The sequence below is a fragment of the Chitinophaga sp. 10T418 genome, from assembly GCF_056394125.1.
The window spans coordinates 548991-573102 of record NZ_JBFTHG010000003.1 but is presented as its reverse complement, the minus strand read 5'-3'; the positions used below and the strand labels follow the sequence as shown (position 1 = coordinate 573102).

The 24112-nt window shown below is 45.0% G+C and carries 21 protein-coding genes; 6 read left to right on the top strand and 15 right to left on the bottom strand.

Translation table 11 applies throughout. The annotated features are described in order from the left end of the window. Positions 1-70 precede the first annotated feature (70 nt). Complete coding sequence (locus tag AC1DCV_RS10455) at positions 71-2197, top strand: elongation factor G (RefSeq protein ID WP_477023129.1); 2127 nt, start codon at positions 71-73, stop codon at positions 2195-2197. On the opposite strand, the gene AC1DCV_RS10450 is transcribed toward AC1DCV_RS10455, so the two are convergent. The 5 genes from AC1DCV_RS10450 to ubiE form a co-directional block, all read right to left on the bottom strand. Then, entirely contained in the window at positions 2194-3732 is a 1539-nt protein-coding gene (locus AC1DCV_RS10450) for a YifB family Mg chelatase-like AAA ATPase (RefSeq protein WP_477023128.1), read from the bottom strand. The genes AC1DCV_RS10455 and AC1DCV_RS10450 overlap by 4 nt on opposite strands. 141 nt (positions 3733-3873) lie before the next feature. Beyond that, positions 3874-5202 (bottom strand): MutS-related protein, encoded by a 1329-nt coding sequence (locus AC1DCV_RS10445; protein WP_477023127.1) that lies wholly within the window; start codon positions 5200-5202, stop codon positions 3874-3876. Between the two features lie 173 nt (positions 5203-5375). After that, a complete protein-coding gene (locus AC1DCV_RS10440) occupies positions 5376-6719 on the bottom strand; it encodes a dihydroorotase (protein ID WP_477023126.1) in 1344 nt (447 codons plus the stop codon). Between the two features lie 58 nt (positions 6720-6777). Then, positions 6778-7479, bottom strand: a complete 702-nt coding sequence (gene porT / locus AC1DCV_RS10435; protein ID WP_477023125.1) for a type IX secretion/gliding motility protein PorT/SprT — start codon at positions 7477-7479, stop codon at positions 6778-6780. Beyond that, positions 7452-8198 carry a bifunctional demethylmenaquinone methyltransferase/2-methoxy-6-polyprenyl-1,4-benzoquinol methylase UbiE gene (gene ubiE / locus AC1DCV_RS10430; RefSeq protein WP_441573531.1) on the bottom strand — a complete coding sequence of 249 codons (747 nt, stop codon included), beginning with the start codon at positions 8196-8198 and terminating at the stop codon, positions 7452-7454. The genes porT and ubiE overlap by 28 nt, the downstream gene beginning before the upstream one ends. Positions 8199-8274: 76 nt before the next feature. On the opposite strand from ubiE, the gene yihA reads away from it, so the two are divergent. The 5 genes from yihA (at position 8275) to AC1DCV_RS10405 (ending at position 15558) form a co-directional block, all read left to right on the top strand. Beyond that, positions 8275-8883 (top strand): ribosome biogenesis GTP-binding protein YihA/YsxC, encoded by a 609-nt coding sequence (gene yihA, locus AC1DCV_RS10425; protein WP_133806507.1) that lies wholly within the window; start codon positions 8275-8277, stop codon positions 8881-8883. A 91-nt stretch (positions 8884-8974) separates the two neighbouring features. After that, the gene (locus AC1DCV_RS10420) at positions 8975-9565 is read left to right on the top strand and encodes an RNA polymerase sigma factor (protein WP_441573533.1); all 591 of its coding nucleotides are present in this window, start codon (positions 8975-8977) and stop codon (positions 9563-9565) included. 70 nt (positions 9566-9635) lie between these two features. Then, the gene (locus AC1DCV_RS10415) at positions 9636-10604 is read left to right on the top strand and encodes a FecR family protein (protein ID WP_477023124.1); all 969 of its coding nucleotides are present in this window, start codon (positions 9636-9638) and stop codon (positions 10602-10604) included. A 19-nt stretch (positions 10605-10623) separates the two neighbouring features. Continuing rightward, positions 10624-13974 carry a SusC/RagA family TonB-linked outer membrane protein gene (locus tag AC1DCV_RS10410; protein ID WP_477023123.1) on the top strand — a complete coding sequence of 1117 codons (3351 nt, stop codon included), beginning with the start codon at positions 10624-10626 and terminating at the stop codon, positions 13972-13974. 24 nt (positions 13975-13998) lie between these two features. Next, entirely contained in the window at positions 13999-15558 is a 1560-nt protein-coding gene (locus tag AC1DCV_RS10405; RefSeq protein WP_477023122.1) for a SusD/RagB family nutrient-binding outer membrane lipoprotein, read from the top strand. A 63-nt stretch (positions 15559-15621) separates the two neighbouring features. Here AC1DCV_RS10405 and AC1DCV_RS10400 read toward each other — a convergent pair whose 3' ends face one another. From AC1DCV_RS10400 to AC1DCV_RS10355, 10 genes are all read right to left on the bottom strand, one after another. Further along, positions 15622-16008: a hypothetical protein gene (locus AC1DCV_RS10400; RefSeq protein ID WP_477023121.1), complete on the bottom strand. Its 387-nt coding sequence runs from the start codon at positions 16006-16008 to the stop codon at positions 15622-15624. 11 nt (positions 16009-16019) lie between these two features. After that, positions 16020-16508, bottom strand: coding sequence for a hypothetical protein (locus tag AC1DCV_RS10395; RefSeq protein WP_477023120.1), 489 nt, complete (start codon positions 16506-16508; stop codon positions 16020-16022). A gap of 98 nt (positions 16509-16606) precedes the next feature. Further along, a complete protein-coding gene (locus AC1DCV_RS10390) occupies positions 16607-17092 on the bottom strand; it encodes a hypothetical protein (protein ID WP_477023119.1) in 486 nt (161 codons plus the stop codon). A 152-nt stretch (positions 17093-17244) separates the two neighbouring features. Continuing rightward, the gene (locus AC1DCV_RS10385; RefSeq protein WP_441573540.1) at positions 17245-17718 is read right to left on the bottom strand and encodes a ribonuclease H-like YkuK family protein; all 474 of its coding nucleotides are present in this window, start codon (positions 17716-17718) and stop codon (positions 17245-17247) included. A gap of 206 nt (positions 17719-17924) precedes the next feature. Next, positions 17925-18302 (bottom strand): CoA-binding protein, encoded by a 378-nt coding sequence (locus AC1DCV_RS10380; RefSeq protein WP_477023118.1) that lies wholly within the window; start codon positions 18300-18302, stop codon positions 17925-17927. 18 nt (positions 18303-18320) lie between these two features. Then, on the bottom strand, positions 18321-19268 hold the full coding sequence (locus AC1DCV_RS10375; protein ID WP_477023117.1) for a TIGR01777 family oxidoreductase: 948 nt from the start codon (positions 19266-19268) through the stop codon (positions 18321-18323). Beyond that, positions 19265-19630, bottom strand: a complete 366-nt coding sequence (locus AC1DCV_RS10370) for a hypothetical protein (RefSeq protein ID WP_477023116.1) — start codon at positions 19628-19630, stop codon at positions 19265-19267. The genes AC1DCV_RS10375 and AC1DCV_RS10370 overlap by 4 nt, the downstream gene beginning before the upstream one ends. Positions 19631-19675: 45 nt before the next feature. Then, positions 19676-20182 carry a GbsR/MarR family transcriptional regulator gene (locus AC1DCV_RS10365; RefSeq protein WP_133806502.1) on the bottom strand — a complete coding sequence of 169 codons (507 nt, stop codon included), beginning with the start codon at positions 20180-20182 and terminating at the stop codon, positions 19676-19678. Between the two features lie 163 nt (positions 20183-20345). Continuing rightward, positions 20346-21998 (bottom strand): pyruvate dehydrogenase complex dihydrolipoamide acetyltransferase, encoded by a 1653-nt coding sequence (locus AC1DCV_RS10360; protein ID WP_477023115.1) that lies wholly within the window; start codon positions 21996-21998, stop codon positions 20346-20348. 118 nt (positions 21999-22116) lie between these two features. Continuing rightward, positions 22117-24105: a DNA polymerase III subunit gamma/tau gene (locus AC1DCV_RS10355; protein WP_477023114.1), complete on the bottom strand. Its 1989-nt coding sequence runs from the start codon at positions 24103-24105 to the stop codon at positions 22117-22119. Between the last annotated feature and the right edge of the window lie 7 nt (positions 24106-24112).

Sequence of the window (24112 nt, the reverse complement as noted above, 5' to 3'; positions counted from 1 at the left end):
AACGTTAACTTAATAGTAAGTTCTTTTTAAGGCATAGGTGATAAAGGATTATCTAAATAAATCTCCACATATGAAAACGTATGATGAAAAACACATCAAAAACATCGTACTGTTAGGTGCACCCAAAAGCGGCAAAACGACCCTCTCTGAAACCATGTTATTCGAAGCCGGCATCATCAGTAAACGCGGTACTGTAGAAGAAAAAAATACAATTTCTGACTACCATGAAATTGAGCATGAACGCGGAAACTCCGTATATGCGACCCTGATGCACACAGAATGGAAAGACTACAAAATCAATATTATTGATACCCCTGGCCTGGAAGACTTTATAGGTGAAGTTATTGCGGCCATCCGTGTCTCAGACACGGCGGTCCTGCTGCTCAATGCCCAATATGGCGTGGAAGTAGGCACTGAGCTGGTATGGGATTATGTGGATAAGTACCGGAAACCCACCATCCTGGCGGTTAACCAACTGGACGCCGAATTAGCCAATTTCAATAAAACAGTGGAAGATGCCGTCCGGGTACTCGGACATCCCGTTACAGTAATGCAGTATCCCGTCAATCAGGGCCCGGGATTCAATGCCATCATCGATCTCCTGAAAATGACGATGTACCGTTTCCCCGAAAATGGCGGTAAACCTGAAAAACTCCCCATTCCAGACAGCGAAAAGGAACGCGCCGACCAGCTGCACAACGAGCTGGTGGAAAAAGCCGCCGAAAATGATGATCAGCTCATGGAGTTGTATTTCGAAAAAGGTAGCCTGGATGAGGATGAACTGAGACAAGGCATCAAAATAGGCATGCTCAATCACCAGGTATTCCCCCTGTTCTGCTTATCCGCAAAAATGAACATGGGTAGTGGCCGTCTGATGGGCTTTATTGACAATGTGGCTCCTTCTGCGGTAGAAATGCCTGCAGAAACCACTACCAATGGGAAATCCGTTCCCTGCGATGCTGCCGGCCCTGCTGCGCTGTTTGTATTCAAAACATTACAGGAGCCACACATAGGCAGGCTCACCTATTTTAAAGTAATGTCGGGAGAAGTGAAAGGCGGGATGGAACTCATCAATGCGCAGGAAAACACGACAGAGCGTATCAGCCAGCTGTTTATTGCAGACGGTAAAAACCGTAATAACATAGAACGCCTGCAGGCAGGCGATATCGGCTGCACTCTTAAAATGAAAAATACTTTCACCAACCATACCCTGGCAGAAAAGAACTTCCCCGGAGAAATTGCTCCCATCGACTTTCCCTCCCCTAAAGTGCGTGTAGCCATTGAAGCAAAGAATAAGGGAGATGATGAAAAACTCAGCGAAGTATTGGCGGAAATCCACATGGAAGATCCTACCCTGCTGATAGAATTCAACCGGGAACTGAAACAGGTGATCCTCCATGGACAGGGAGAACTGCATTTACTCGTTACCAAATGGCGGCTGGAAAACATCTATAAAATGCAGATCGCCTTCCATACCGCCAAAATCCCTTACCGCGAAACCATACAAAAGCCCGCACAGGCTTCCTATCGACATAAAAAGCAATCTGGTGGTGCCGGACAGTTTGGAGAAGTATATATGAAAATAGAACCCTGGTATGAGGGTATGCCACCGTATAAAGAGCATACGGTGCGTGATACGGAAGAAATAGCACTCAACTGGGGAGGCAAACTGGTGTTCAATAACTGCATTGTAGGTGGTGCCATCGACAATCGTTTCCTGCCTTCCATCCTCAAAGGCGTAATGGAAAAAATGCAGGAGGGGCCACTAACGGGATCGTATGTACGCGATATACGGGTAAGCGTATACGATGGAAAAATGCACCCGGTAGACAGCAACGATATATCCTTTAAAATAGCCGGTATGATGGCTTTCCGCGAAGCGTTCCATCAGGCGGCCCCGCAATTGCTGGAGCCGGTATATGACCTGGAAGCCATCGCTCCCGATGTAATGATGGGAGATATTATGAGTGAACTGCAAACGCATCGCAGCATCATAACGGGGATGGATACACTGAATGGCTACCAGGTCATTAAAGCACGTACCCCTCAGGCAGAAATAGATAAGCTCTTCGCTGCTCTGCGTAATGTGACACAAGGCAAGGCAAAACTGAAATCCCAGTTTGCAGAATATGCGCCGGTACCCGCAGAAATGCAGAAAAAATTAAGTGAAAGTTATAAGGAAGATCTGAGTATTTAATTGCCCCATCCTTCCCTGTCCAGACTCCTGAACTGTATGGCCTCCGCCATATGCACAGGCTCTACACTCCTGCTTCCTTCCAGGTCAGCAATCGTGCGACTTACCTTCAGTATCCTGTCATAAGCCCGCGCCGACAATTTTAATTTCTGCATGGCCTGCCCCAGTTGCGCCCTGCATTGATCACTGATCACGCATACCGCCGACAGTAACTTACTATGCATTTGCGCATTACAATGAATACCCGGATAGCCGGCAAATCTATCTGCCTGTATGCCACGTGCAGCAATAACACGGTCACGGATACACGCACTTTTTTCAGTAGCATGAACCGATGACAGATCGGAAAACTTAACGGGTGTAACTTCTACGTGTAAGTCTATACGATCCAGCAAAGGTCCGGATACTTTATTCAGGTATTGCTGTACCTGCCCTGGCATGCAGGAACATTCCTTATCCGGATGGTTGAAATACCCGCATGGGCACGGATTCATAGAAGCCAGCAGCATGAAGCTCGCCGGGAAGTCAATCGCTGTTCTGGCCCTGGAAATGGTGACTTTTCTTTCTTCTACCGGTTGTCGCATTACCTCCAGCACTTTGCGTTTAAATTCCGGCAGCTCATCCAGGAATAATACACCATTATGCGCCAGCGAAATTTCTCCGGGCTGTGGAATACTGCCTCCACCTACCAGCGCGGCATCACTGATGGTATGGTGTGGCGAACGAAACGGCCGGTGTACAATCAGTGATGCATGCTGTGGGAGCTTGCCGGCGACCGAATGTATTTTAGTGGTTTCCAGTGCTTCCAGCAGGGTGAGTGGGGGCAGGATGGTGGGCAAACGTTTGGCCAGCATGGTTTTTCCGGCGCCCGGCGGACCAATTAAAATAGCATTATGTCCACCGGCGGCGGCTATTTCCAGGGCACGTTTTATCTGGTGCTGCCCTTTTACTTCGCTGAAGTCTACATCAAACTGGTCCTGCGTAATATAAAACTCATCCTTTGCCGGCACTACTGCCTGCAAGGTGTTGGGATCATTGAAGAAGTTAACGGCTTCTGAAATATGTGAAATGCCATATACTTTCAATCCATTCACCATTGCAGCTTCCTGTGCATTTTGTTTGGGAAGTATGCATCCCTGGAAGCCGTCTTTTTGTGCCTGCATAGCCATTGGTAAAGCACCTTTAATGGGCTGTATGGTGCCGTCCAGCGATAGTTCTCCCATCATCAGATAGGCTTCCAGGTAGGTGGCAGGTATTTGCCCGGATGCCGCCATAATGCCGGCTGCCATAGGCAGATCGTACGCGGCACCGGCTTTGCGGATATCGGCAGGCGCCATATTTACCACTGTCCGCGTCCGCGGCATGCGGAATCCCATACATTGAATAGTGGATTCAATACGCCGCTCACTTTCTTTTACCGCATTGTCCGGCAGGCCTACTATAAATAATCTGTTTCCCTGGGAAGATACATTTACCTCTATGGTAATGGTGATGGCATTAACGCCCTGTATAGCGCTGCCGAAGGTTTTAACAATCATATGGATGTTGGGTTAACGATATGAAGATAAGCAAAAAGCAGAAGGCAAAAAGCAAAAAGCTATTGAACCGGATGATTAACGTGATATCCGTTAAATACATCTGCTTCAATAGCTTTTTGCTTTATGCCTTCTGCTTTCCGCTTACTTGATCTGCGTCAGCAAATCAAGCACCTTCTCTCTTTTCAGGATCAGGTACCCGATCTTTTCTTTTGCAATACCATCTTTCAGTAGGTAAGTAAAATGAAGGTCATCTTCTATAACAGTAGATTCAAAATATTTGAATTGAATGCGTTGCTCTGCACTGAGATCTTCTGCTATTTCATAGAGGTGAGTAGACAAAATGAAGAGACAGTTGGTACTTTGCAGCAGTCCCCGGATAACCGCCAGGGAACAGTTTCTGGCATCTTCCACATTGGTACCTTTAAACATTTCATCAATCAGCACCAGCCAGTTTTTACCATTGCTGATCTGCAGAATTGTATTCTTGATACGCAATACTTCACTATAGAAATAGCTTTCTCCCTTGAATATATTATCCTGTACCTGTATGTTGCTGAAGATGCCATGAAAGAAGCTCAGCTCCATACTTTGGGCAGGTACGCCCATACCTATATGTGCCAGAAATACCGCTACACCTACTGCTTTGATAAAGGTAGTTTTACCCGCCATATTTGCGCCTGTAAGGAACATAAAGTGCGATGCTTCATCCAGTGTTACATCATAAGCTACCGGCTCCGGCAGTATGATGTGATACAGCTGATTAGCTTTCACCACAGGTCTTGTGCTATTGGAAAAGGTAGGGAAAATCAGCTTGTAATGCTTGATAGCTTTGGCCATTGCATAGTAAGCATCCAGTTGCTGGTAAAGGGTCACCAGTTCGGTGATCACCTTTTTATGTCTTTTCCTGATATAATTATCATAACGCAGTATTTCTATATAATTCAGTTTCCCTTCTTCATCAGCTTTCAGAATTTCATAGAAATCCTTTTTAGTTAACAGCTGCTGTGCCCTGTCCAGCAATGTTTTCAGCAATTTGGGGGTGTCATCTGAATTAAAGGCGTTGATAAAAGAACGAAATCCTTTCAGGAGGTTTACCAGCTGTGTGAAAGAGAATTTAATGAAACCAAAATCAGGTGCATACAATGTTTTATTGATCACTGCCTGTATGTACAACGACATCCCCTCTGTATTGGAGATGGGGTCGATCTGCGCTTCCATATAGTTTTCCACTACTACCACCGTGCCGTTGGAGATAATGGAGGGCCAGTTACTTTCCTGCTCCAGGATATACTGTAATGCCCGTTGACGGTTTTGGATCGAGGTAATATCTTCTAATGGGTTGCTGAATAATTGGCGTAGGAATTCACGACCTCCGGAAGTAGTGGTAAAATCAAGCCGGTGAAATAGGGAATACTCTTCGTCGCGGTTAAAAATAGACAGGTCGTAGTAGGATGTTTTGTCCAGTTGCATGCAGCGTCATTTTAGTGAATATACGGTGGAAGATGCAAGGATAGAAAAATTCCATAAGATTAGAAAGAAAAGCTGAAAGCATAAAGCAAAAGGCCATCGAAACGGATCACTGACGGAGGTTCCGCTGGTATTATCCGCTTCGATGGCCTTTTGTTTTATGCTTTCAGCTTCTGTTAGCGGCTAAATGCTAACCGATGACCCAGTACATTTTCATTGAAAGCGCCGTCAGCATAAGCCAGGTGGCCGCTTACAAAAGTATGGGTGATGGCAGCCGGGAAGGTATGACCTTCAAACGGGCTCCAGGCACACTTATAATAAATGTTCTGTTTGTTTACGTTGGTCTGGCCATTCAGATCTACGATGACGCAGTCTGCAAAGTAGCCTTCTCTCAAAAATCCTCTTTCCTTTATCTGGAAGCAGATAGCGGGTGCATGGCTCATTTTTTCCACCACTTTTTCTATCGTGATATCACCCTGACGGGCATGTTCCAGCATCAGCAAGAGGCTGTGTTGTACCAATGGCACACCAGATGGAGCCTGCAGGTAGGGGAGTTGTTTTTCTTCCCAGGTATGTGGTGCATGGTCTGTGGCAATAATATCCAGCCTGTCGTCCAGAAGTCCCTGCCACAGCGCGGTTTTGTTATCTGCAGCTTTAATGGCCGGGTTGCATTTGATCAGGTTACCATATTGTGCATAATCATCTGCCGTAAAATGAAGATGATGTACACATACCTCTGCGGTGATGCGTTTCTCCGCCAGTGGCAGCATGTTGCTGAACAACTGCAGTTCGCGGGCAGTGGATATATGAAGAATGTGCAGGCGGGCATTGTGCTTCTGTGCAAACTGTATAGCCACCAATGAAGACTCAAAACAAGCTTCCACATTGCGTATCAGCGGATGGTCGGCAGCGGTGAGGTGATCTCCTTTTTCGCGCTGAAACGCTTCCATATTACTGCGGATGATTTTTTCATCTTCGCAGTGGGTAGCTATCAGTAATTCGCTGTTGGAAAAAACGGTTTCCAGGGTGAGGTAGTTATCTACGAGCATGTTACCGGTAGAAGAACCCATGAATATTTTTACACCGCAAACACTTTCTTTTTTAGCGTTCGTCTTCAGAATTTCTTCCACATTATCATTGGCAGCTCCCATGAAAAAGGAGTAGTTCGCCAGTGAATGTTGTTGGGCGATGATATATTTATCTTCCAGTAATTCCTGGGTGAGTGCAGCAGGTTTGGTATTGGGCATTTCCATGAAGCTGGTGGTTCCACCGGCTACGGCAGCGCGTGCTTCTGTATAAATAGTCGCTTTTTGTGTGAGGCCGGGCTCGCGGAAATGTACCTGGTCGTCTATTACGCCGGGCAGCAGGTGTTTCCCTTCTCCGTTAATTTCCGTGTATTGGCCGGTGACAGTGATATTAGGCGCTATTTTTTCAATGCGGCTGTTTCTGATCCATACATCCTGTACTGTGGTCTGTCCTTCGTTTACCACGGCTATATTCCTGATGAGGTAATTTTGCATGCCGCAAAGGTAGAAAAATTAGCGAAAAAGCGGAGTGGATCGCCTTCGGCGATTGTCTTTATCCTTCCAGGTGAATGGAAAATACAAACATGCGTGATTGCAGCTTTTCTACCACATTAGAGTACCGCAGGTTAGGGTCTTTTACGTGTACATTGCCGAAACCGTTGCTGATTTTGAATTCAGGCGCAAAGATGAAGCTCTCAAAGTAAAACTCAAATCCGGCGCCGGCTTCATAGCCATAGTCGCTCTTTTTGATCTTTACGAGGTCGTCTGCCCTGCGTAGACGGGCGTTGGAGGCCAGATCATAGTCGTATTTCAGACCGGCAATGGTGTATACACGCATATTGCCGATGCGGTCCGACTTAAATTTGATCTGTAAGGGGAAGCTTAGTAAAATAGATTCGATCTTTTTTTCGCTATCCTGTGGTTTGGGATAGGCGTCCCGGTAATACAGATTTTTGGAAGCAAAGATGAGCTGCGGATTAAAACGCAGATCAAAATGCTCGCTAAGCCTGGCATTAGCCAGTAATCCCAGGTTAAACCCCATTGTTTTCAATGGCTCTGCCACCATAATAGAGTCGCTCGCCAGGAAGGCAGGAGAATGCTCGAGTTTAAAATAGGACTGGTTTGCGGCCAGCGTAATGCCAAAGTAATAGGGTTTTGCATCATGTTCTATCATATTCATATTGGTTTGCGCCTTTGCAGGAAGCATTCCAACCAATAAAACGAATATCAGCGCGTAGCGCAATAAATAGAACATATGCCGAATGTTAGCGTTTTGCATGTAACGGCCTGGAAACGGGTGTTAGTTAAAATAGTTCGCATTGCTTCACCCTGCGGAAACGCTTTCACAGATTCTGGCAGATAACTGTAAGCCGCCTGGCTCTTCGCTATCCATTTCCCGAGCAGCGGTGTAATATAACGAAAATACAAATTATATAATTGTTTAATAGGAAAAACTGTGGGATTCGAAAATTCAAGGATCACTAATTTACCTCCTGGCTTCAGTACACGATACATGTCAGACAGCCCCTTTTCCAGGTTTTCGAAATTCCGTACGCCGAAAGCCACTGTTATGGCATCAAACGTCTGGTCCGGAAAACTTATTGTCTCACTATCGCCGGATTGCAGCGTAATTTTATCTGCCAGACCCAGTTTTTCGATCTTTTCCCGCCCATGAGTCAACATCCCCTCAGAAATATCAATGCCCACAATTTTTTCCGGATGAAGGTGCTTTTCGGCCATAATGGCAAAGTCGCCCGTGCCGGTAGCTACGTCCAGCATGAGTTTGGGCTGAAGCGACTTCAAATAGCCCAACGCTTTTTTCCGCCAGATAATGTCGATTCCGAGCGACATAAAGTGGTTAAGAAAGTCATAGCGATGAGCAATATCATCAAACATGGTCGCTATCTGCTCCTTCTTGCTTAATTTTGACCCTTCAAAGGGAACGATCTTCTGAACATTTACATTTTCTGACATAGTCCGCAAAGTTAAAGAAATGTAGTATGTAAATAAGGAGATACGGGTTTTTTAATGGAACAAAGCAAATATCATTATGGTAATTAAGTCAGCAGAATATCTTATCAGTAGTCCCGATTGGGAACAATGTCCCAGTCCTACATTACCGGAATACGCCTTTATAGGCCGTTCTAACGTGGGTAAGTCTTCTTTGATCAATATATTGGCCAACAATGAAAAATTAGCCAAAACCTCCGGTACACCCGGTAAAACACAGCTGATTAATCATTTTGCCATCAATAAGGCCTGGTACCTCGTGGATTTACCAGGGTATGGCTTCGCTAAAAGAAGTTTATCACAACGCCGCCAGTGGCAGCAGATGATCGAAAACTACCTGCGCAAACGCACTAACCTGGTGAGCGTATTTGTGCTGATCGACAGCCGCCACCAGCCACAGAAAATAGACCTGGACTTCGTTAACCAGCTCGGAGAATGGAATATCCCGTTCAGCCTCGTATTTACAAAGGCCGATAAAAGCACCCAAGCTGAAGTGAGCAAGAACGTAAAAACATTCCTCAACAAAATGAGGGAAACATGGCAGTTCCTCCCGCCTAACTTCGTGACCTCTACCATAAAGAAAACAGGCAGAGACGCGATACTCAATTATATCGATGAAATGAATGCGCAGTTCCGGGCCATCGCCTGATAAAAGCAGTCGCCCTCCTCTCTCCGATATTTTTTTATATTTGGTACTACTTGTTAAATGATGGCATTTTTTTACCCAAATACTTGTTGGCATGCTGGATGCAACAGATGAAATACTGTGTAAAAGGATAGTGGAGAGAGATCAGGAAGCCTTCCGGGAATTGTACGAAAAATACCGCGATCCCATATACGGCTATACCCTGAAACTTTGTGGCTTACCAGACGTGGCGGCAGATGCAGTACAGGAAGTATTTCTGAAAATATGGTTGAAGCGCGAACAACTCAACCCGGCTTTGTCACTCCGGGCCTACCTCTTTACCAGCACCCGCAACTACGTATTCGACTACCTGAAAAAGGCGGTTCATGATAAAAATTTCCGCGAACATTTTCTGCAATTATATACAGAAGATACCGGCGCCATGGACGATATCCTCTACACCCGGCAGCTGGAAGTCATTAAAATGAATGCCATCTCTCATTTACCTGCCCAACGGCAGCGGATCTTCAAAATGAGCAAAGTACAGGGATTATCCAACCAGCAAATTGCCGATGACCTGGGCATCTCTGTTAATACCGTAAGAGATCAGCTGGTAAAGGCTTCTCGCTTTGTACGGCATTACCTGTATCAACACGCCGATATCTCTATCGTCATGGCTGTCTTTTGCCATATCTACCGGAACTAAAAAAAATTTTTTCCCGCCGATCGTCTTTTAGATCATCCCGATCGTATTACTGTTATGTCAACGAGGAACAATGGAAGAAAAGAAGCATAGTGTAAAGGACCTTTTTATAAAATTAGCCGAAAGGAAATCTACACAGGAAGAGCGTTTGCAACTCATTGCCTGGTTGGAAAAAAATCCGGTACCCAGTGAATTCCCGTCTGTGGAAGAACTGTTGGAAACCGGAAACGGACGGGTAATGCCGCAGGAAGCCGCTGCCAATGTTTTTAATACCATTATGCAGCATACCCCGGCAACACCCGTGATCCCGTTATGGAAAAGAACCCGTTTCAGAATAGCGGCCGCCCTGATTCCCTTTGTAGGCCTGGCTTCCCTTGCTATAGTATACTATAGGGAGAAGGATACCCGCCGGCATTTTGTCAACAATACGCGTCAGGTACAAACCATTCAATTGGAAGATGGTACCGTTATACGGCTCAATCAACGCAGTAGCCTGGCCGTAAACACCAATGACCAACGCCGTGAAGTATGGTTGGAAGGAGAAGCTTTCTTCACCGTTAAACACCAGGCTACACAACCGTTTATCGTGCATGCCGCTAACCTCGTGGATATCAGTGTACTGGGAACGGCCTTCAATGTAAATACAGGCAATGGCAATGCCGCTGTAGTATTGAACGAGGGCAGCGTAAAAGTAGATGCCGGCAAAACCGCATCCCTGCTGCTGAAGCCAGGAGAAATGGCTGCGTTTAACAACACCACCAGGGTGTTATCGAAACAGCCCGTAGATACCCTGTTTCAAACTTCCTGGAAGTACAACCTGCTGGCATTTAAAAGTCAACCACTAAAAGTAGTCATGCAACAACTAGGTGAACAATATGATTATAAAGTAGCATTCGAAGCAGAAGGAATAGAAAACCTTCTCTTCACTGGATATCTTCCATCCGACAATCTACCACAGGCGATCCTTACGATAGAACAGTCCTTTAATTTAAAATTCGTTTTACAGCACAAGACTATTTACGTGAATAACAAAAACCTTTAGAGACAACCAAAATTAAGTTATGAAAAGAGTTAAATCAATCAGTTTCCAACTGATAATGGTTACTGCTTTGTTATGCTGTCTGCAATGGACAACCGCACAGATAACGAAAGCTGCCACCCGCGAAAACCACACCACGGCAGTGCCTTTGATCACCGTGATCAATGAACTGGAAGCAAAATTTGATGTCCGCTTCAGCTATAACACCAACCTGCTGAAAGGAAAAAGTATCCTGCTGCAAAGCACCAGTGTTTTTGAAGCAGATAACATTGAAGGAGGTATGAATAAATACATCGCACCTTTGGGCCTGGTATGCAAAAAAATAGATGGCAAACTGTACGTGGTAAAAGCAGAAGATGCCGGCAGTACTAAAACCAAATTAACAACGGTGATAGATGCAGCACAAAAGCAAACTGTAAAAGGTACGGTAAAAGATTCTGCCGGCAACGCATTGCCAGGTGTAATTGTACAGGTGAAAAGCACTTCGAAGGCAACGGTCACAAATAAAGAAGGCCACTTCTCTATCGATAATGTAAACGATGGTGAGGTGCTGGTATTTAACCTCATGGGATACACGCCTAAAGAATATATCGTAAAAGGTGAACAAACCATTACCATCGTATTGAATGATCAGGCGATCAGCATCGACCAGGTAGTAGTCACTGCCCTCGGTATTAAACGTTCGGAAAAAGCACTGGGATACGCCGTACAAAAAGTAAAAGGAGAAGCGGTACAAACGGTAAAAGGAGTAGATCTCGCCACCTCCCTCACCGGACAGGTATCCGGCCTGGTAGTGAAAAATTCCACTGAATTTTTTGCCAAACCTACTATTGAACTTAGAGGCGAAGGAGCTTTGCTCGTAATTGATGGCGTACCTTATGCTAACATGACCCTGCGCGATGTGCCTGCCGATGATATTGAAAGTCTCGATGTACTTAAAGGACCCACAGCATCTGCATTGTATGGTTCCAGAGCCTCTGGTGGCGTACTCCTGGTAACCACCAAGAAAGGAACCGGCACCGGCCTGTCGGTGAATATCAACAGCAATACCATGTTGCAGAGTGGCTTCCTCGCTATCCCTAAATCGCAAACTTCTTATGCCCGTGGACAGTACGGAGCAATTGATAACGACTACGTATGGGGACCAAAATTAGATGTGGGCAACACCGCCAGGGATTGGAATCCGGCCACCAAACAATTTGAAGATAACAGGCCATTGACTTCTGCAGGAAAAGATAACCTGAAGAATTTTATGGAGCTGGGATTAATCACCAACAACAATATCAACGTATCCCAAAGTGGCAAGTATGGTAGCTTCCGCGCCTCTATGAACCACATCTACAACAAAGGACAATTTCCCAATGCAAAACTGAATATGTACAATTTCACGCTGGGTGGTGAATTGAAAGCAACAGAAAAGTTTAACCTCGAAGGGCATATGGGGGTGAGCAAAAGAATAGCGCCGCAAACATGGGGTACTGGCTACGGTAACCAGGGCTACATCTACCAGCTCACTATGTGGACAGGTCCCGAATATGATATCCGCCAATATCGCGACTACTGGAAAGTACCTAACAAAACACAAAACTGGATGTACACTAACTGGTACGATAACCCTTACCTGATTGCGTACGAGAAACTGGATGGGATTCAACAGAATACTACCAATGCCAGTTTGACCGCCAACTATAAATTCAATCCTGACCTGACCCTCCTGGTGCGTCTCGGTTATGATGTATACAGCAATAAAGAAACGCAAACCACCCCAACAGCTAATATCTATTCTACCAGAGGTGGCTGGAACGCAAAAGGGCTATACGCCATTTATAACTCATGGGGCTGGAGTACCAACAACGATGCGATACTGAGCTACACCAAAAAAGTGGGTAACTGGAATTTTGATGCGATGGCTGGTGGTACCATTTACTACTATCAAAAAGAAGGATTAAATGCTTCTACTAAAAACGGATTGGTTTCACCCACCTATTTTTCATTGAATGGATCTGTAGAAGCGCCTACTTTCAGCCCGTCCTATACCGCCAACCAGGTAAATAGCTTGTATGGAAGACTGGCAGTTAGCTGGAAGAATACCGTTTTCGTGGATGCTACTGGCAGGAACGACTGGAACTCTGCACAACCGAAAGCAAACAGGGCTTACTTTTATCCTTCTATCGGATCAAGCGTGGTATTATCTGAATTATTCAAAATGCCTGCTTTTACTGATATGTGGAAAATCCGCGGTTCCTGGGCCACCTTTAAAACACCTGCAAGTCCGTATGCGATCAACCGTCTCTATAGCACCACTACAGGTGTGTGGAATGGCGCCAATTCTGCCAGGTATCCCGGTAGTTTACTGGGTGCCGATATCCTCCCAAGTTCACAACGTACCTGGGAAATCGGTACTGCCGCTTACCTGTTTAAAAAACGCCTGAATATAGATGTGGCTTACTTCAACAAATATTATTTCAATCAGCAGGCGCTGGTGCCTATTTCAGGCAGTAGTGGATTTGAATCTACCCTGGTGAATACCGGCGAAACCTACGTTAGAAAAGGAGTAGAAATTACCGTCGGTGGCACCGTGATCAAAAACAAAAATTTCCAGTGGGTATCTACTGTTAACTGGTCTAATCAACATCGTTATTACGTAGACCTCGACTCTATATATTCTGCTAAAAAGCCCTGGGTAAAAGCAAAAGAAAGACTCGATGTAATGACCGACAACTATTGGTTAAGAGATCCTAAGGGCAATATTATTCATAACAACGGTATTCCGGTAGAAAGTGATTATGAACAATTATATGGTTATACAGATCCTGCTTTTAGTTTTGGTTTTATCAACACCTTCTATATCGGCAACTTTACCGTAGGACTTAATATCGACGGACGTATCGGCGGATGGATGTATAACTACATTTATGATAAAATGTGGGATTCCGGTACCAATCCTGAATCAGATAATCAGTATCGTTATGATGAAGTGGTGAAAGGCTTAACTAATTACGTGGGTAAAGGCGTAAAAGTAATATCCGGTAGTGCAAGCTATGATAACTTCGGTAAGATCATCAGCGATACCCGTCAGTATGCTGACAACGATACCAAAGTGTCTTACCAGGATTATGCACAGAACTTCAGAGGCGGCGATCGTGGTATTCAAAAGAAATCATTCGTAAAAGTGCGTGAACTGTCTGTAGGATACCGTTTCCCGGCTAATAAGCTGGCTCATTCCGGTATTAAAAATGCATCCGTTTCCGTTACTGCACAGAACCTGTTTCTCTTCACCAAATTCAAATTTTCAGATCCTGATGTGGACGATGAAAACCTGAATTCACCATCGCAGCGGATGATCGGGGTTAATTTCAAAATTGGGTTCTAATCTTTCATCATCAAAGTAAATCACATGAAAAATAATTCACTGAAATATATACTGGCGATCCCATTAGCGGCCACCATGATAGCGGGATGTTCTAAATTTGATAAGATCAATACCAACCCCAATCAAACAACACAGGTAGGTTCAGATCTGTTGGCTACCCAGATGATCCTGAATATTACCAGGAGCAGCATCAGCACCACTAAAGGATTTATGCAGCCCTACCTGTTGGGTAAATACCTTACCTGGGGAGAAGGACAGGAGAATTTACAGTATAACAAATTCGGGAGAAGCAACTTTGACCGGTTGCTGCAGTTGCGCAACATCCCGCCTATGGTGAATGCTGCACTGGATGAAGAGGCCAGAAAATCATACAACGGACTAGGTCACTTTATCCGGGCATGGCAGTTTTTTCAAACTACGATGCAGGTAGGCGATATCCCTTATTCACAGGCGGGTAAAGGCGAAGCGGAGAATATCATTCAGCCGGAATACGATACGCAAAAGAAAGTGTTCCTGGGTATCCTGAATGAATTGGATAGCGCGAATGCGCTGTTTGCAGCAGGAAAAGATTTTGCAGGCGATCCGATATATAGCGGTAAAGTAGATAACTGGCGCAGGCTGGTCAACAGTTTTGAATTACATGTGTTGATGAACCTGTATAAAAAGACAGGTGATGCAGATTTGAAAGTAGTGGAACGTTTTAAAGATATTGTAGCCAACAGACCATTGATGCGTTCATATGCCGATAACTTTGCATTGACTTATACTCCTGCTGCTGGTCAAAATTATCCCTGGTCCGATGTGCCGGCAGGTTCAGGTAATTCATTTGTGAAATCGAATTATACCATGCTTTCAGTAACGTTAATCGCGCCGTTGAAAACATTGCAGGACCGCCGCCTGTTCTATTATGGAAAACCTTCTCCTGTAAAAATTGCTGCGGGAAAACTACCCAGCGATTGGGACGCATATGTAGGGGCAGAACCATCCAACGCATTTTCTGCACTGCAAACGATGCGTGTATCTAAAGATTATTCTGATCTGAACAACCGCTATGTAAACCTGGTAAGTGCAGAGCCGGTAAGCGTATTCAGCTATCCTGAATTGCAATTTGTACTGGCAGAAGCCACTATACGTGGTTGGATTTCCAGCACAGCGGCTCAAACGTATTATGCAAATGGTATTACCAATGCCATGAAGTTTACAGCTACCTACACACCAGATCAGGCTGATTTTCATCACAACATGAAAATGGATGATGCGTATATTCAGGCATATGTTACTTCCGTGGCACTCACTGGCAATATGCAAAATCAGTTGTCGCAGATCATTACACAGAAGTACCTCGCAGGCTTCCTGCAAGGCTGTAACTATAATGCGTGGTATGAGCAAAGACGCACCGGTTACCCTGCATTTGTGTTGAATAGCACAACTAATCTGAATACACCAGGCACACAGTTTCCGGTAAGATGGTTGTATCCTGCCAACGAATTAAGCTATAACAATGCGAATATGGATGCTGCTATTCAACGGCAGTTTGGTGGTAGTGATAACGTAAATAGTGTAATGTGGTTGTTGAAAGACTAACATATTTTATAAAACAGGAAGGCCCGCATCAGCTGATGTGGGCCTTCCTGTTTTATAAAAGCGCTATAACATTCTTTGATAGATTAGCCTCATTCCCTCCGGGTTTTTATCCCACACATAAAGCAGATTCTTTTTTATTTCTATATAGTAAGAATTCTGGTTCCCGAGTTTGAGTTGCCATTTGGGGTCAGGATCGTTGTCGGTTTGTACAACATTGCAGGTAGTTGCTACCAGCTGTAAATCGTCTACCAGCAATCTGTATTCTCCATGCTGGATAATTAATTCCTGCCTGTTTGTTATCCTGGGTTCCTGTCCTATCATATCGCCGTCTGCTTTTACAAGCAGCCACTTTCCTTCAATTTTTGTTGCCGGGGTATCTTCTTCTTTTTTCTTGCAGGCGGAAATAAGTATAAACAGCAGGAAAGTAGTTATCCAGTATTTTATTTTCATAGTAAAGGGTATTAATTGGCCAATAGCTTGCAATTGGCAATGGTCTGATTTATTTTTTTCTGGAAATCATCCATGTAAGGCACGCTGGTACCGGTATCTATGGAGATTTTGGTGGTGTCGGCGGGTGTTTCCTGTATGTAGGTGAATGTTTCAAAGGAATTGTCTGCTGCGCCGAGAAGACTATAACTGCCTACCAGTGTATCTGCTTTGATGGTTGTTTGCGGAAAACTGGTGAGGTATTGTTTCAGACTGTCATGAACATTACCTGGTAAAGTAGTGGTGTCACTTTTGTCTCCGGTATAAGTGATTTCATAGCTGGCATCAGCGGTAATCTGAAGCTTTTTGGTATGTGGTACCGGTACATTGCCGCCGCCGAAATTAACAAACAATGCATTACCCTTTGAAGAAGGTGCAGTGGTATTTCCGCCTTTGTTTTTACAGGCTGTAATACTGAAGGAAGCAATTAGCATTACTGCTACCAGTGATTTTGGTGATGTCATAATAAGGGTTATTTTATGTATAAAACGATGAATAAGGAAGCTGTTTAATTCCCGTAAGATTTAAGCAGCCAACCAGTATTAATTTCCTGCTAAAGGTATTAAGGTCTCAATAGGTTACAATTGATAATAGTTTGATTTAATTTTTTCTGAAACTCGTCTATATAAGGTACAACAATACCTTGATCTATGGTGATTTTAGTGATGTCGTCAGACCTTTCGGGTACGTAGCTGAACCGTTGATAAGGGATGTCTGATGCTCCCAGTGCACTATACTTAGCTGTTTGAGCATCCGCTTTGATGGCTGCACGTGGAAAGCTGGAGAGGTAGGGTTTCAAACTATCATGAATACTACCGGATAATTGAATGATTTCCCTTTTTTTTCCGTTAAACCTGATTTCAAAGCTGGCGTCAGCAGTGATTTGTAGCCTTTTATATGGGAACTCCGCAGATGCCGCTATCTGATTGTTGAAATCAATAAAAAGCGCATCTCCTTTAGGAGCAGGAGTTACGTTATCTTTTTTACAGGCAACAATACTTATGGTAGCTAATAGCAATATTGCTATTAAAGATTTTGGTGAGGTCATGAATAAATGTATTTTATGTATGTTAAGCGTGGGAGCAATGGGAAAGTTACAATTTCGGTGAGGATTTGTACAGCTAGATAAGGGGAGAAAAAGCCACCTGACGTGGCATCACGTCAGAAAAATATTTGAGAGAGGTACAAAAAACAGTCGCCTTAGTTCACTATTTTATTGGCGCAGCTGCTGCTGGCAAACGCTTCAGGTTTGGCTTTGAAGGCAAAGCCCATACCCAGGATATAACCCATTGCTTCACGCAGGGCCAGGTTACTCTTGAACTGAGGGTTTGTATTGATGTCTGCATGAACTTCCATATCTACATTATATTCAGTAAACAGGTCACACAGTTCATACGCAATCTCAATACTCTTGCCTACTTCTACCAGCATGCGCTCTTTGATAGAATAGCGGTTTTTGGTTTTTTCATTGTGGATAAACATAAATCCGCCATGACCTTCCCGAAGGAAAACGATCACCGTAGCGAATTCAGTATCCACTCCTTTTACCTGGGAATCAGTGCCAATGCACACTTTCAGACGAAATCCCTTGGCGGTTTCGCGAACAATGGCTTGTCGTACTTCCTCCTTTACCGGAAGGTGGATGACCTCTCCATTAAATCTTCTCCATTGCATAAAATGTATATTAAAGGGTGAACATGCAAATTGGGTTATGCTATAATGCCTGCCTGTTGAAGTAATGCCATGCGTTTGGTGGGTCAACAATATGGGATGCGTTCATTGGGGGATAACAGCAATATATACGAATATACGAAAAAGCTGTTAGCAATTACCAACAGCTGCACGTTAAAAAAATGAGAAGAAAGAAAGAAGAGATACGGTTAAAACTGGCCAGTACTCAGTAGTACCAGTGTACAGGCTTCTACCGGTTGAATATTATGCTGCCTGGCAATGTCTTCCAGTTCCTCGTTTTCTGCACCCGGATTAAATATAATGCGGCGGGGTTGCAGCTGCAGGAGGTAGTCGTAATACGCTTTCTGTGCAAGAGGATTCAGGTACATGGTAACGGTATCTACTTTCTCCAATGCCGGATGTTCTGTGATCACCGGGATATCCCCAATCGTAGCCGCACGACTCCCGATAGCCACTACAGGATGGCCTTTAGCGGTAAGTCTGTTCACGGCCATATTGCTATATCTCTCCGGATTGGGTGATGCACCCAGTACCACGGTGAGTTTTTTATCGTTGCTGGTTTCCATACCACTAATTTACGGAATTCAAAACAAGTGATAAGCATGCCGGGGCAGATGAGTCAGGATATCCTGAAACGCATCTTTTAACAACGGAAAGGTAAAAGTAAAACCTGCCTGTTGTGCCCTGGATGGTACTACCCACCTGCTTTTCAATAGCAGCTCCGTTTCTGTGCCGATCAGGGCGGCTCCTATTTTTAATAAAGGAGCAGGGGCCGGCAAACCAAATGCGTGGCCGGTAGCTGCCCGCAATGATTGCATGAATACTTTATTGGTCACCGGGTTGGGGGCCGTACAGTTATAAGTACCACTGCCCGTTTCATTTTCGTACAGCCAGGCTATCATCCTGCATACATCTGTGATGTGTATCCAGGTAAACATTTGTTTGCCATTACCCTGATAGCCGCCCAGGCCGAACTTCGCCAGGTTCAGATAAGGCTGCATAACACCCCCGGGCTGCCAGCCTAAGGTAACGCCTATACGTAGTATTGCTTTTCGTGTATGCGGCAGGGTAATATCGTTGAAAGCTTTCTCCCATAATTTGCATACCTGAACCGAGAAATCATTGGTCATCTCCCCATTAAATTCATCCATGGGACGGTCTTCCGCATGCCGGTATATGGTGGCGCTGCCTGCATTGATCCATATTTTGGGAGGATGTTTTAAGGTTTGGATGACCGCTCCTAAAGCCTTGGTGGCGTTTACACGACTATCCAGTATGGCTTGTTTGTTTTTCGGGGTATAACGGCAGTTGACACTTTTGCCTGTGAGGTTAATCAACAGATCGGCATTTTCCAGTGCTGCAGACCATTCGCCGTCACTTACTCCATTCCAGGCTACATAACTGATACGGCCGGCAGCAGGGCGTGGCATGCGGGTGAGGATAATGATATCGTTATCCTTACCGAAATGTTCGACCAGGCTTTTGCCGATAAAGCCGGTGCTGGCAGCGATGATGATACGTTTATTTTTCACGATAATTTGTCGTTTTCAAGCGTTTCATAAAAAGTTAGCAGCAGGTAGCAAATCATCAGCACGGGAGCGGAATATACCAGCCATAGCAGGCCAAACAGGGCAAAGCCAATATTCATCACGCTGAGTACTATCAGGATGGCGCAGAGCATGAGTACAGGAATTAATATCCAGTGATATATCTTTCTGAAAAAGGAAATAGAAAACCCCTGGTGAATGATGCAGCTGAAAAGCTGATAGATGAAAAGGGCTACCAGTAGTGTATTGAAAGGCTCCATAGAAGAAGAGCATATAAAAGCTAAAAGCAATAACAGGATCTGGATAACGACATCAGTAAGTAATAAAATCCTTTTTTTCCTTTCCATATTTCAGAATTTTCAGTAATAAATGAAATATTGAAGCAAAAAAAATTATTTGATGAGTTTCAGCAAGCTGCTATAGAACCAGTTTTCTTCTGATTTAATAAAGGCACCGATTGTTTTATCGGTTTGTTGAGCAAACTTGGTAATGTTGGAGATGGAATCTTTGAAGGCTTTCATTTCTTTGTCTTTTGGGTCGCCTTCTGCCTGCTGCAGCTGTAACAGCACTTTCATGATAGGATCCAGCTCACGTTTCTTTCTTTCGCGTGCGATATAGGTAGCTACTTTCCAGATATCTTTTTCGGCTACAAAAAATTCCTTTCTTTCACCTGGAATGAGGATACGTTCCACCAGTCCCCAGTTAATAAGTTCCCGCACATTCATATTGGTATTACCGCGGGAAATATTCAGTTGCTCCATGATATCATCTGCACACAACGGATCCGGCATTACCAGCAGTAACGCGTGAATCTGAGCCATTGTACGGTTAATACCCCACTGAGCGCCTAAAGATCCCCAGGTTTGGATAAACTGTGCCTTTGCTTCCACTAAGTTCATGTAGGTTGTAATTTATAGCGTTTGACAATTTACAGGGTCAAATGTATACCAAGTTTTTGAACTTTCAAAAGCTAATGAAACATTTTACGGGACAATGACCGGATAAGGCACAAAAAAAGGCGGAGTGTATCACTCCGCCTTTTGTATAGCTATTATAATCAGTTTATACCAGCATGGTTACCGGATTTTCCAGGAACCCTTTCAGGGTAGCCAGGAAACGGGCGCCTACAGCACCATCCACACTTCTGTGGTCGCAGCTCAGGGTCAGTTTCATGATGTTGGCTATTTTCACCTGACCTTTTTCCACAATCGCAGTTTCTGTGATATTACCTACTGCCAGGATCGCTGAATCCGGCGGGTTGATAATAGCAGTGAATTCATCGATTCCGAGCATACCCAGGTTGGAGATGCTGAAGGTATTGCCGCTGAATTCCTGTGGCTGCAGTTTCTTGTTTTTGGCTTTGTCGTACAGGCCTTTTGCATCGCTGGCAATCTGGCTCAGTGTTTTCTGATCAGCAAAGCGGATCACCGGTACAATCAAACCATCTTCAATAGCTACCGCAGAACCGATGTGTACATGCTGGTTTTGGCGGATAAAGTCGCCCATCCAGCTGCTGTTTACCGCAGGATGCTGACGCAGTGCCATCGCAGAAGCTTTGATCACCATGTCATTGAAGGAAATCTTAACCGGAGAAATTTCGTTGATAGATTTACGTGCTTCCATGGCTTTATCCATATTCACATCTATTTTCAGGTAGAAGTGAGGAGCAGTAAACTTGCTTTCGCTAAGGCGTCTGGCAATAACCTGGCGCATTTTGGTCAGCGGAATATCTGTGAAGCCTTCCTGGCCAGCCGGAACAAAGGCAGGAGCGGCAGGTGCTGCGCTGCTTGTGCTTTGAGCAGGAGTAGCTGCTTTGGCAGCAGGAACGAAGCTATCTACGTCTTTTTTGATGATACGGCCACCATCACCGGAGCCAGGAATCTGGCTGATGTCGATGCCTTTTTCTTCTGCCACTTTCTTAGCCAGCGGAGAAGCTTTAACACGGCCGTCTGCATTACCGGATGCAACTGCAGCAGTAGCGGCAGGAGCAGTAGCGGTGGCAGCAGGAGCAGTGCCGTTTTGTGAAGGCGCAGCAGCAGGAGCAGCAGGAGCTCCATTTTCAGCAGCCAGTATAGCATCTACACTGGTACCGGCTTTACCAACAATGGCAATGATACCGTTTACTTTGGCAGCTTCACCTTCTTTTACACCTATATATAATAAAGTACCGTCGGCATAACCCATTACTTCCATGGTCGCTTTATCCGTTTCCACTTCCGCCAGTACATCGTCATTCTTCACAACATCGCCTACTTTCTTATTCCAGGCCACTATTTTACCTTCTGTCATGGTATCGCTCAACAGCGGCATACGGATAACAGTCGCATTTTTCAGTGCTTCTTTTAATGCAGCATCATCAGCCGGTGCGGCAGTAGCAGCAGGAGCGGCCTGTGGTGCCGGTGCAGGTGTGGCTGCAGCAGCTGCAGGAGCAGCAGTAGCCTCTTTTTTATCTTCCAGCAGAGAAGTATAATCTTCTCCCGGTTTACCAACAATGGCAATAATTCCGTTTACCTTAGCTGCTTTTCCTTTCTCCACACCAATATACAGGAGGGTTCCTTCTACGTAACCCATCACTTCCATGGTTGCTTTATCCGTTTCCACTTCAGCAATAACATCGTCTGCCTTTACTGTATCGCCCACCTTTTTATGCCATTCCGCAATCACCCCTTCCGTCATCGTATCACTCAAAAGGGGCATTCTGATAACTTCTGCCATAGTGTTTTATTCAAAATTTTGTTCAAACCTACATGTTTTTGCGCAAAAACGCAAAGAAGGAATTGTAAACTGTTTAAAAATGTCTATCTATCGTTAATATTTAATTACAGTACCCGGATTAGAAATCCAGCTCCATATTAAGTCTGTCTTTCAGCTCTTTTACCATCGGATATTTTTCAGACATCTGCTGAAATTGTTCCCTGCTGGATAGCGGCGCAGGGCCAATATCCTGTGTTTGCTGACTTTCGTCCAGCTGTAGGGTAAGCACGATGGTAGGATTATTAAATTTCTTTTTGAGGAACTCGGCAATCACCAGCTTCTCTTCTTCCATAAACCGGAATTGCACGATGTTCCTGCTTACAATGCCTACTTCCGTAGGGCCCAGCAACTTCAGCTGTGCCAGCTGTAAGTTACTCACCACCGTCATTTTGTTGGCTTGCCGGTACAGATCAATAAATTCTTCCCAGTACACAGAAATTGCTCCCATTGTGAGTGCGATAGACTGTACCTGGGTAGTAGTTTGCTGTTTCGCTGCCATGGCCTCTTTCATGGCTGCCAGTCCGGTTAATTTGCTGGCCGGTGTAGCTGCGGTGGCAGAGGCTGGAGCTGTTGTATTAGCCGGCGCTGTTTGTATTGGTGTAGCGGCGGGCTGCTGTATTGGAGCCGTAGCTGCAACCGCTTGTGCCTGCGCACTTACTGGTGCTGTTGGTACTGGTTGCTGCTGTTGTTCTACGGGCAAAGCTCCGGGAGGTGTTTGTACCGGTGTTGCAGCTACCGGACTTTGTACTGGTGCTGCGGGAGGGCCTGGTGTCTGCCCGGTCGCTCCGGTATCCACCGTTAAACGGGCAGCAGGCGCCGATGCAATACTTTCAGTAGTAGCGGGTTTATCTGTGATGGTTTTGGCCGTTACCGGCTGGGCAGCAGGTGCGCGCAGCTTTTGTGGTACCGAGCCATCAGGTACTAATTTTTTTTTTGAAACCTCTCCGGTGCTGTCATCGCTGACCAAGGTTACCGCCTGTTGCAGATAACATAACTTGATGAGGGCCATCTCCACATGTAAGCGCTTATTACGCGCCATGCGGTAATTGATCTCTGTTTCGTTGAGCAGGTGCAGGGCCGTGATCAGGTAAGCAGGGCTTATCTGACCGGATAATTGCTTGTAGCGTTCTTTCAGATTGCCGGATACCTCTACGAGGTGAAGCGCTTTGTCTTCCTTACACAACAGCAGGTTGCGCAAAAATTCCGCCCAGCCATTCAGGAAATTATCTCCTTCAAAACCTTTCTGCAAAATTTCATCAAACAGGAGCAGTGCACTGGCTATATCCTGCTGTAATACGGAACCCATTACCCGGAAAAAATAATCGTAATCCAGGATATTCAGGTGCTCCAATGTATTCTGATAGGTAAGATGCCCGCTGGTAAAGCTGACGATCTTATCCAGCGTACTCAGGGAATCACGCATACAACCATCTGTCTTCTGCGCCACCAGGTGCAGGGCATCGGTTTCTGCCTCTATATGCTCTTTGGTACAGATTTCCTGCAGATGGTCTACCGTATCCTGTATGGTAATACGTTTAAAGTCGAAGATCTGGCAACGGCTCAGGATAGTAGGCAATATCTTATGCTTTTCTGTGGTAGCCAGGATGAAAATCGCGTATGACGGCGGTTCTTCCAGGGTTTTCAGAAAAGCATTGAATGCCGAGGAACTGAGCATGTGTACCTCATCTATAATATAGATCTTATATTTTCCTGCCTGTGGTGCAAAACGCACCTGTTCCACGAGGGTACGGATATCATCCACCGAGTTGTTGGAGGCAGCATCCAGTTCATGGATGTTGAAAGAACTGCCTTCATTAAAGGATTTACAGGAATGACATTCGTTACAGGCTTCCCCATCCGGCTGCAGGTTTTCGCAGTTAATGGTTTTAGCCAGGATACGTGCACAGGTGGTCTTTCCTACTCCGCGAGGTCCGCAAAACAGGAAGGCATGCGCCAGCTGGTTATTGCGGATGGCATTTTTGAGAGTGGTAGTAATATGTGCTTGTCCTACAACAGTTGAAAAGTTCTGTGGACGGTATTTACGGGCTGAAACGATAAAATTCTCCATATGACTG

What these genes read in the sequence shown, in the direction of transcription:
- AC1DCV_RS10355 (WP_477023114.1), bottom strand. Translation starts at nt 24,105, where the DNA reads ATGGAGAATTTTATCGTTTCAGCCCGTAAATACCGTCCACAGAACTTT.
- AC1DCV_RS10455 (WP_477023129.1), top strand. Translation starts at nt 71, where the DNA reads ATGAAAACGTATGATGAAAAACACATCAAAAACATCGTACTGTTAGGT.
- AC1DCV_RS10420 (WP_441573533.1), top strand. Translation starts at nt 8,975, where the DNA reads ATGCTGGATGCAACAGATGAAATACTGTGTAAAAGGATAGTGGAGAGA.
- AC1DCV_RS10400 (WP_477023121.1), bottom strand. Translation starts at nt 16,008, where the DNA reads ATGAAAATAAAATACTGGATAACTACTTTCCTGCTGTTTATACTTATT.
- AC1DCV_RS10445 (WP_477023127.1), bottom strand. Translation starts at nt 5,202, where the DNA reads ATGCAACTGGACAAAACATCCTACTACGACCTGTCTATTTTTAACCGC.
- AC1DCV_RS10370 (WP_477023116.1), bottom strand. Translation starts at nt 19,630, where the DNA reads ATGGAAAGGAAAAAAAGGATTTTATTACTTACTGATGTCGTTATCCAG.
- AC1DCV_RS10360 (WP_477023115.1), bottom strand. Translation starts at nt 21,998, where the DNA reads ATGGCAGAAGTTATCAGAATGCCCCTTTTGAGTGATACGATGACGGAA.
- AC1DCV_RS10410 (WP_477023123.1), top strand. Translation starts at nt 10,624, where the DNA reads ATGAAAAGAGTTAAATCAATCAGTTTCCAACTGATAATGGTTACTGCT.
- AC1DCV_RS10415 (WP_477023124.1), top strand. Translation starts at nt 9,636, where the DNA reads ATGGAAGAAAAGAAGCATAGTGTAAAGGACCTTTTTATAAAATTAGCC.
- AC1DCV_RS10365 (WP_133806502.1), bottom strand. Translation starts at nt 20,182, where the DNA reads ATGAACTTAGTGGAAGCAAAGGCACAGTTTATCCAAACCTGGGGATCT.
- AC1DCV_RS10385 (WP_441573540.1), bottom strand. Translation starts at nt 17,718, where the DNA reads ATGCAATGGAGAAGATTTAATGGAGAGGTCATCCACCTTCCGGTAAAG.
- AC1DCV_RS10405 (WP_477023122.1), top strand. Translation starts at nt 13,999, where the DNA reads ATGAAAAATAATTCACTGAAATATATACTGGCGATCCCATTAGCGGCC.
- AC1DCV_RS10450 (WP_477023128.1), bottom strand. Translation starts at nt 3,732, where the DNA reads ATGATTGTTAAAACCTTCGGCAGCGCTATACAGGGCGTTAATGCCATC.
- ubiE (WP_441573531.1), bottom strand. Translation starts at nt 8,198, where the DNA reads ATGTCAGAAAATGTAAATGTTCAGAAGATCGTTCCCTTTGAAGGGTCA.
- AC1DCV_RS10395 (WP_477023120.1), bottom strand. Translation starts at nt 16,508, where the DNA reads ATGACATCACCAAAATCACTGGTAGCAGTAATGCTAATTGCTTCCTTC.
- porT (WP_477023125.1), bottom strand. Translation starts at nt 7,479, where the DNA reads ATGTTCTATTTATTGCGCTACGCGCTGATATTCGTTTTATTGGTTGGA.
- yihA (WP_133806507.1), top strand. Translation starts at nt 8,275, where the DNA reads ATGGTAATTAAGTCAGCAGAATATCTTATCAGTAGTCCCGATTGGGAA.
- AC1DCV_RS10380 (WP_477023118.1), bottom strand. Translation starts at nt 18,302, where the DNA reads ATGGAAACCAGCAACGATAAAAAACTCACCGTGGTACTGGGTGCATCA.
- AC1DCV_RS10390 (WP_477023119.1), bottom strand. Translation starts at nt 17,092, where the DNA reads ATGACCTCACCAAAATCTTTAATAGCAATATTGCTATTAGCTACCATA.
- AC1DCV_RS10440 (WP_477023126.1), bottom strand. Translation starts at nt 6,719, where the DNA reads ATGCAAAATTACCTCATCAGGAATATAGCCGTGGTAAACGAAGGACAG.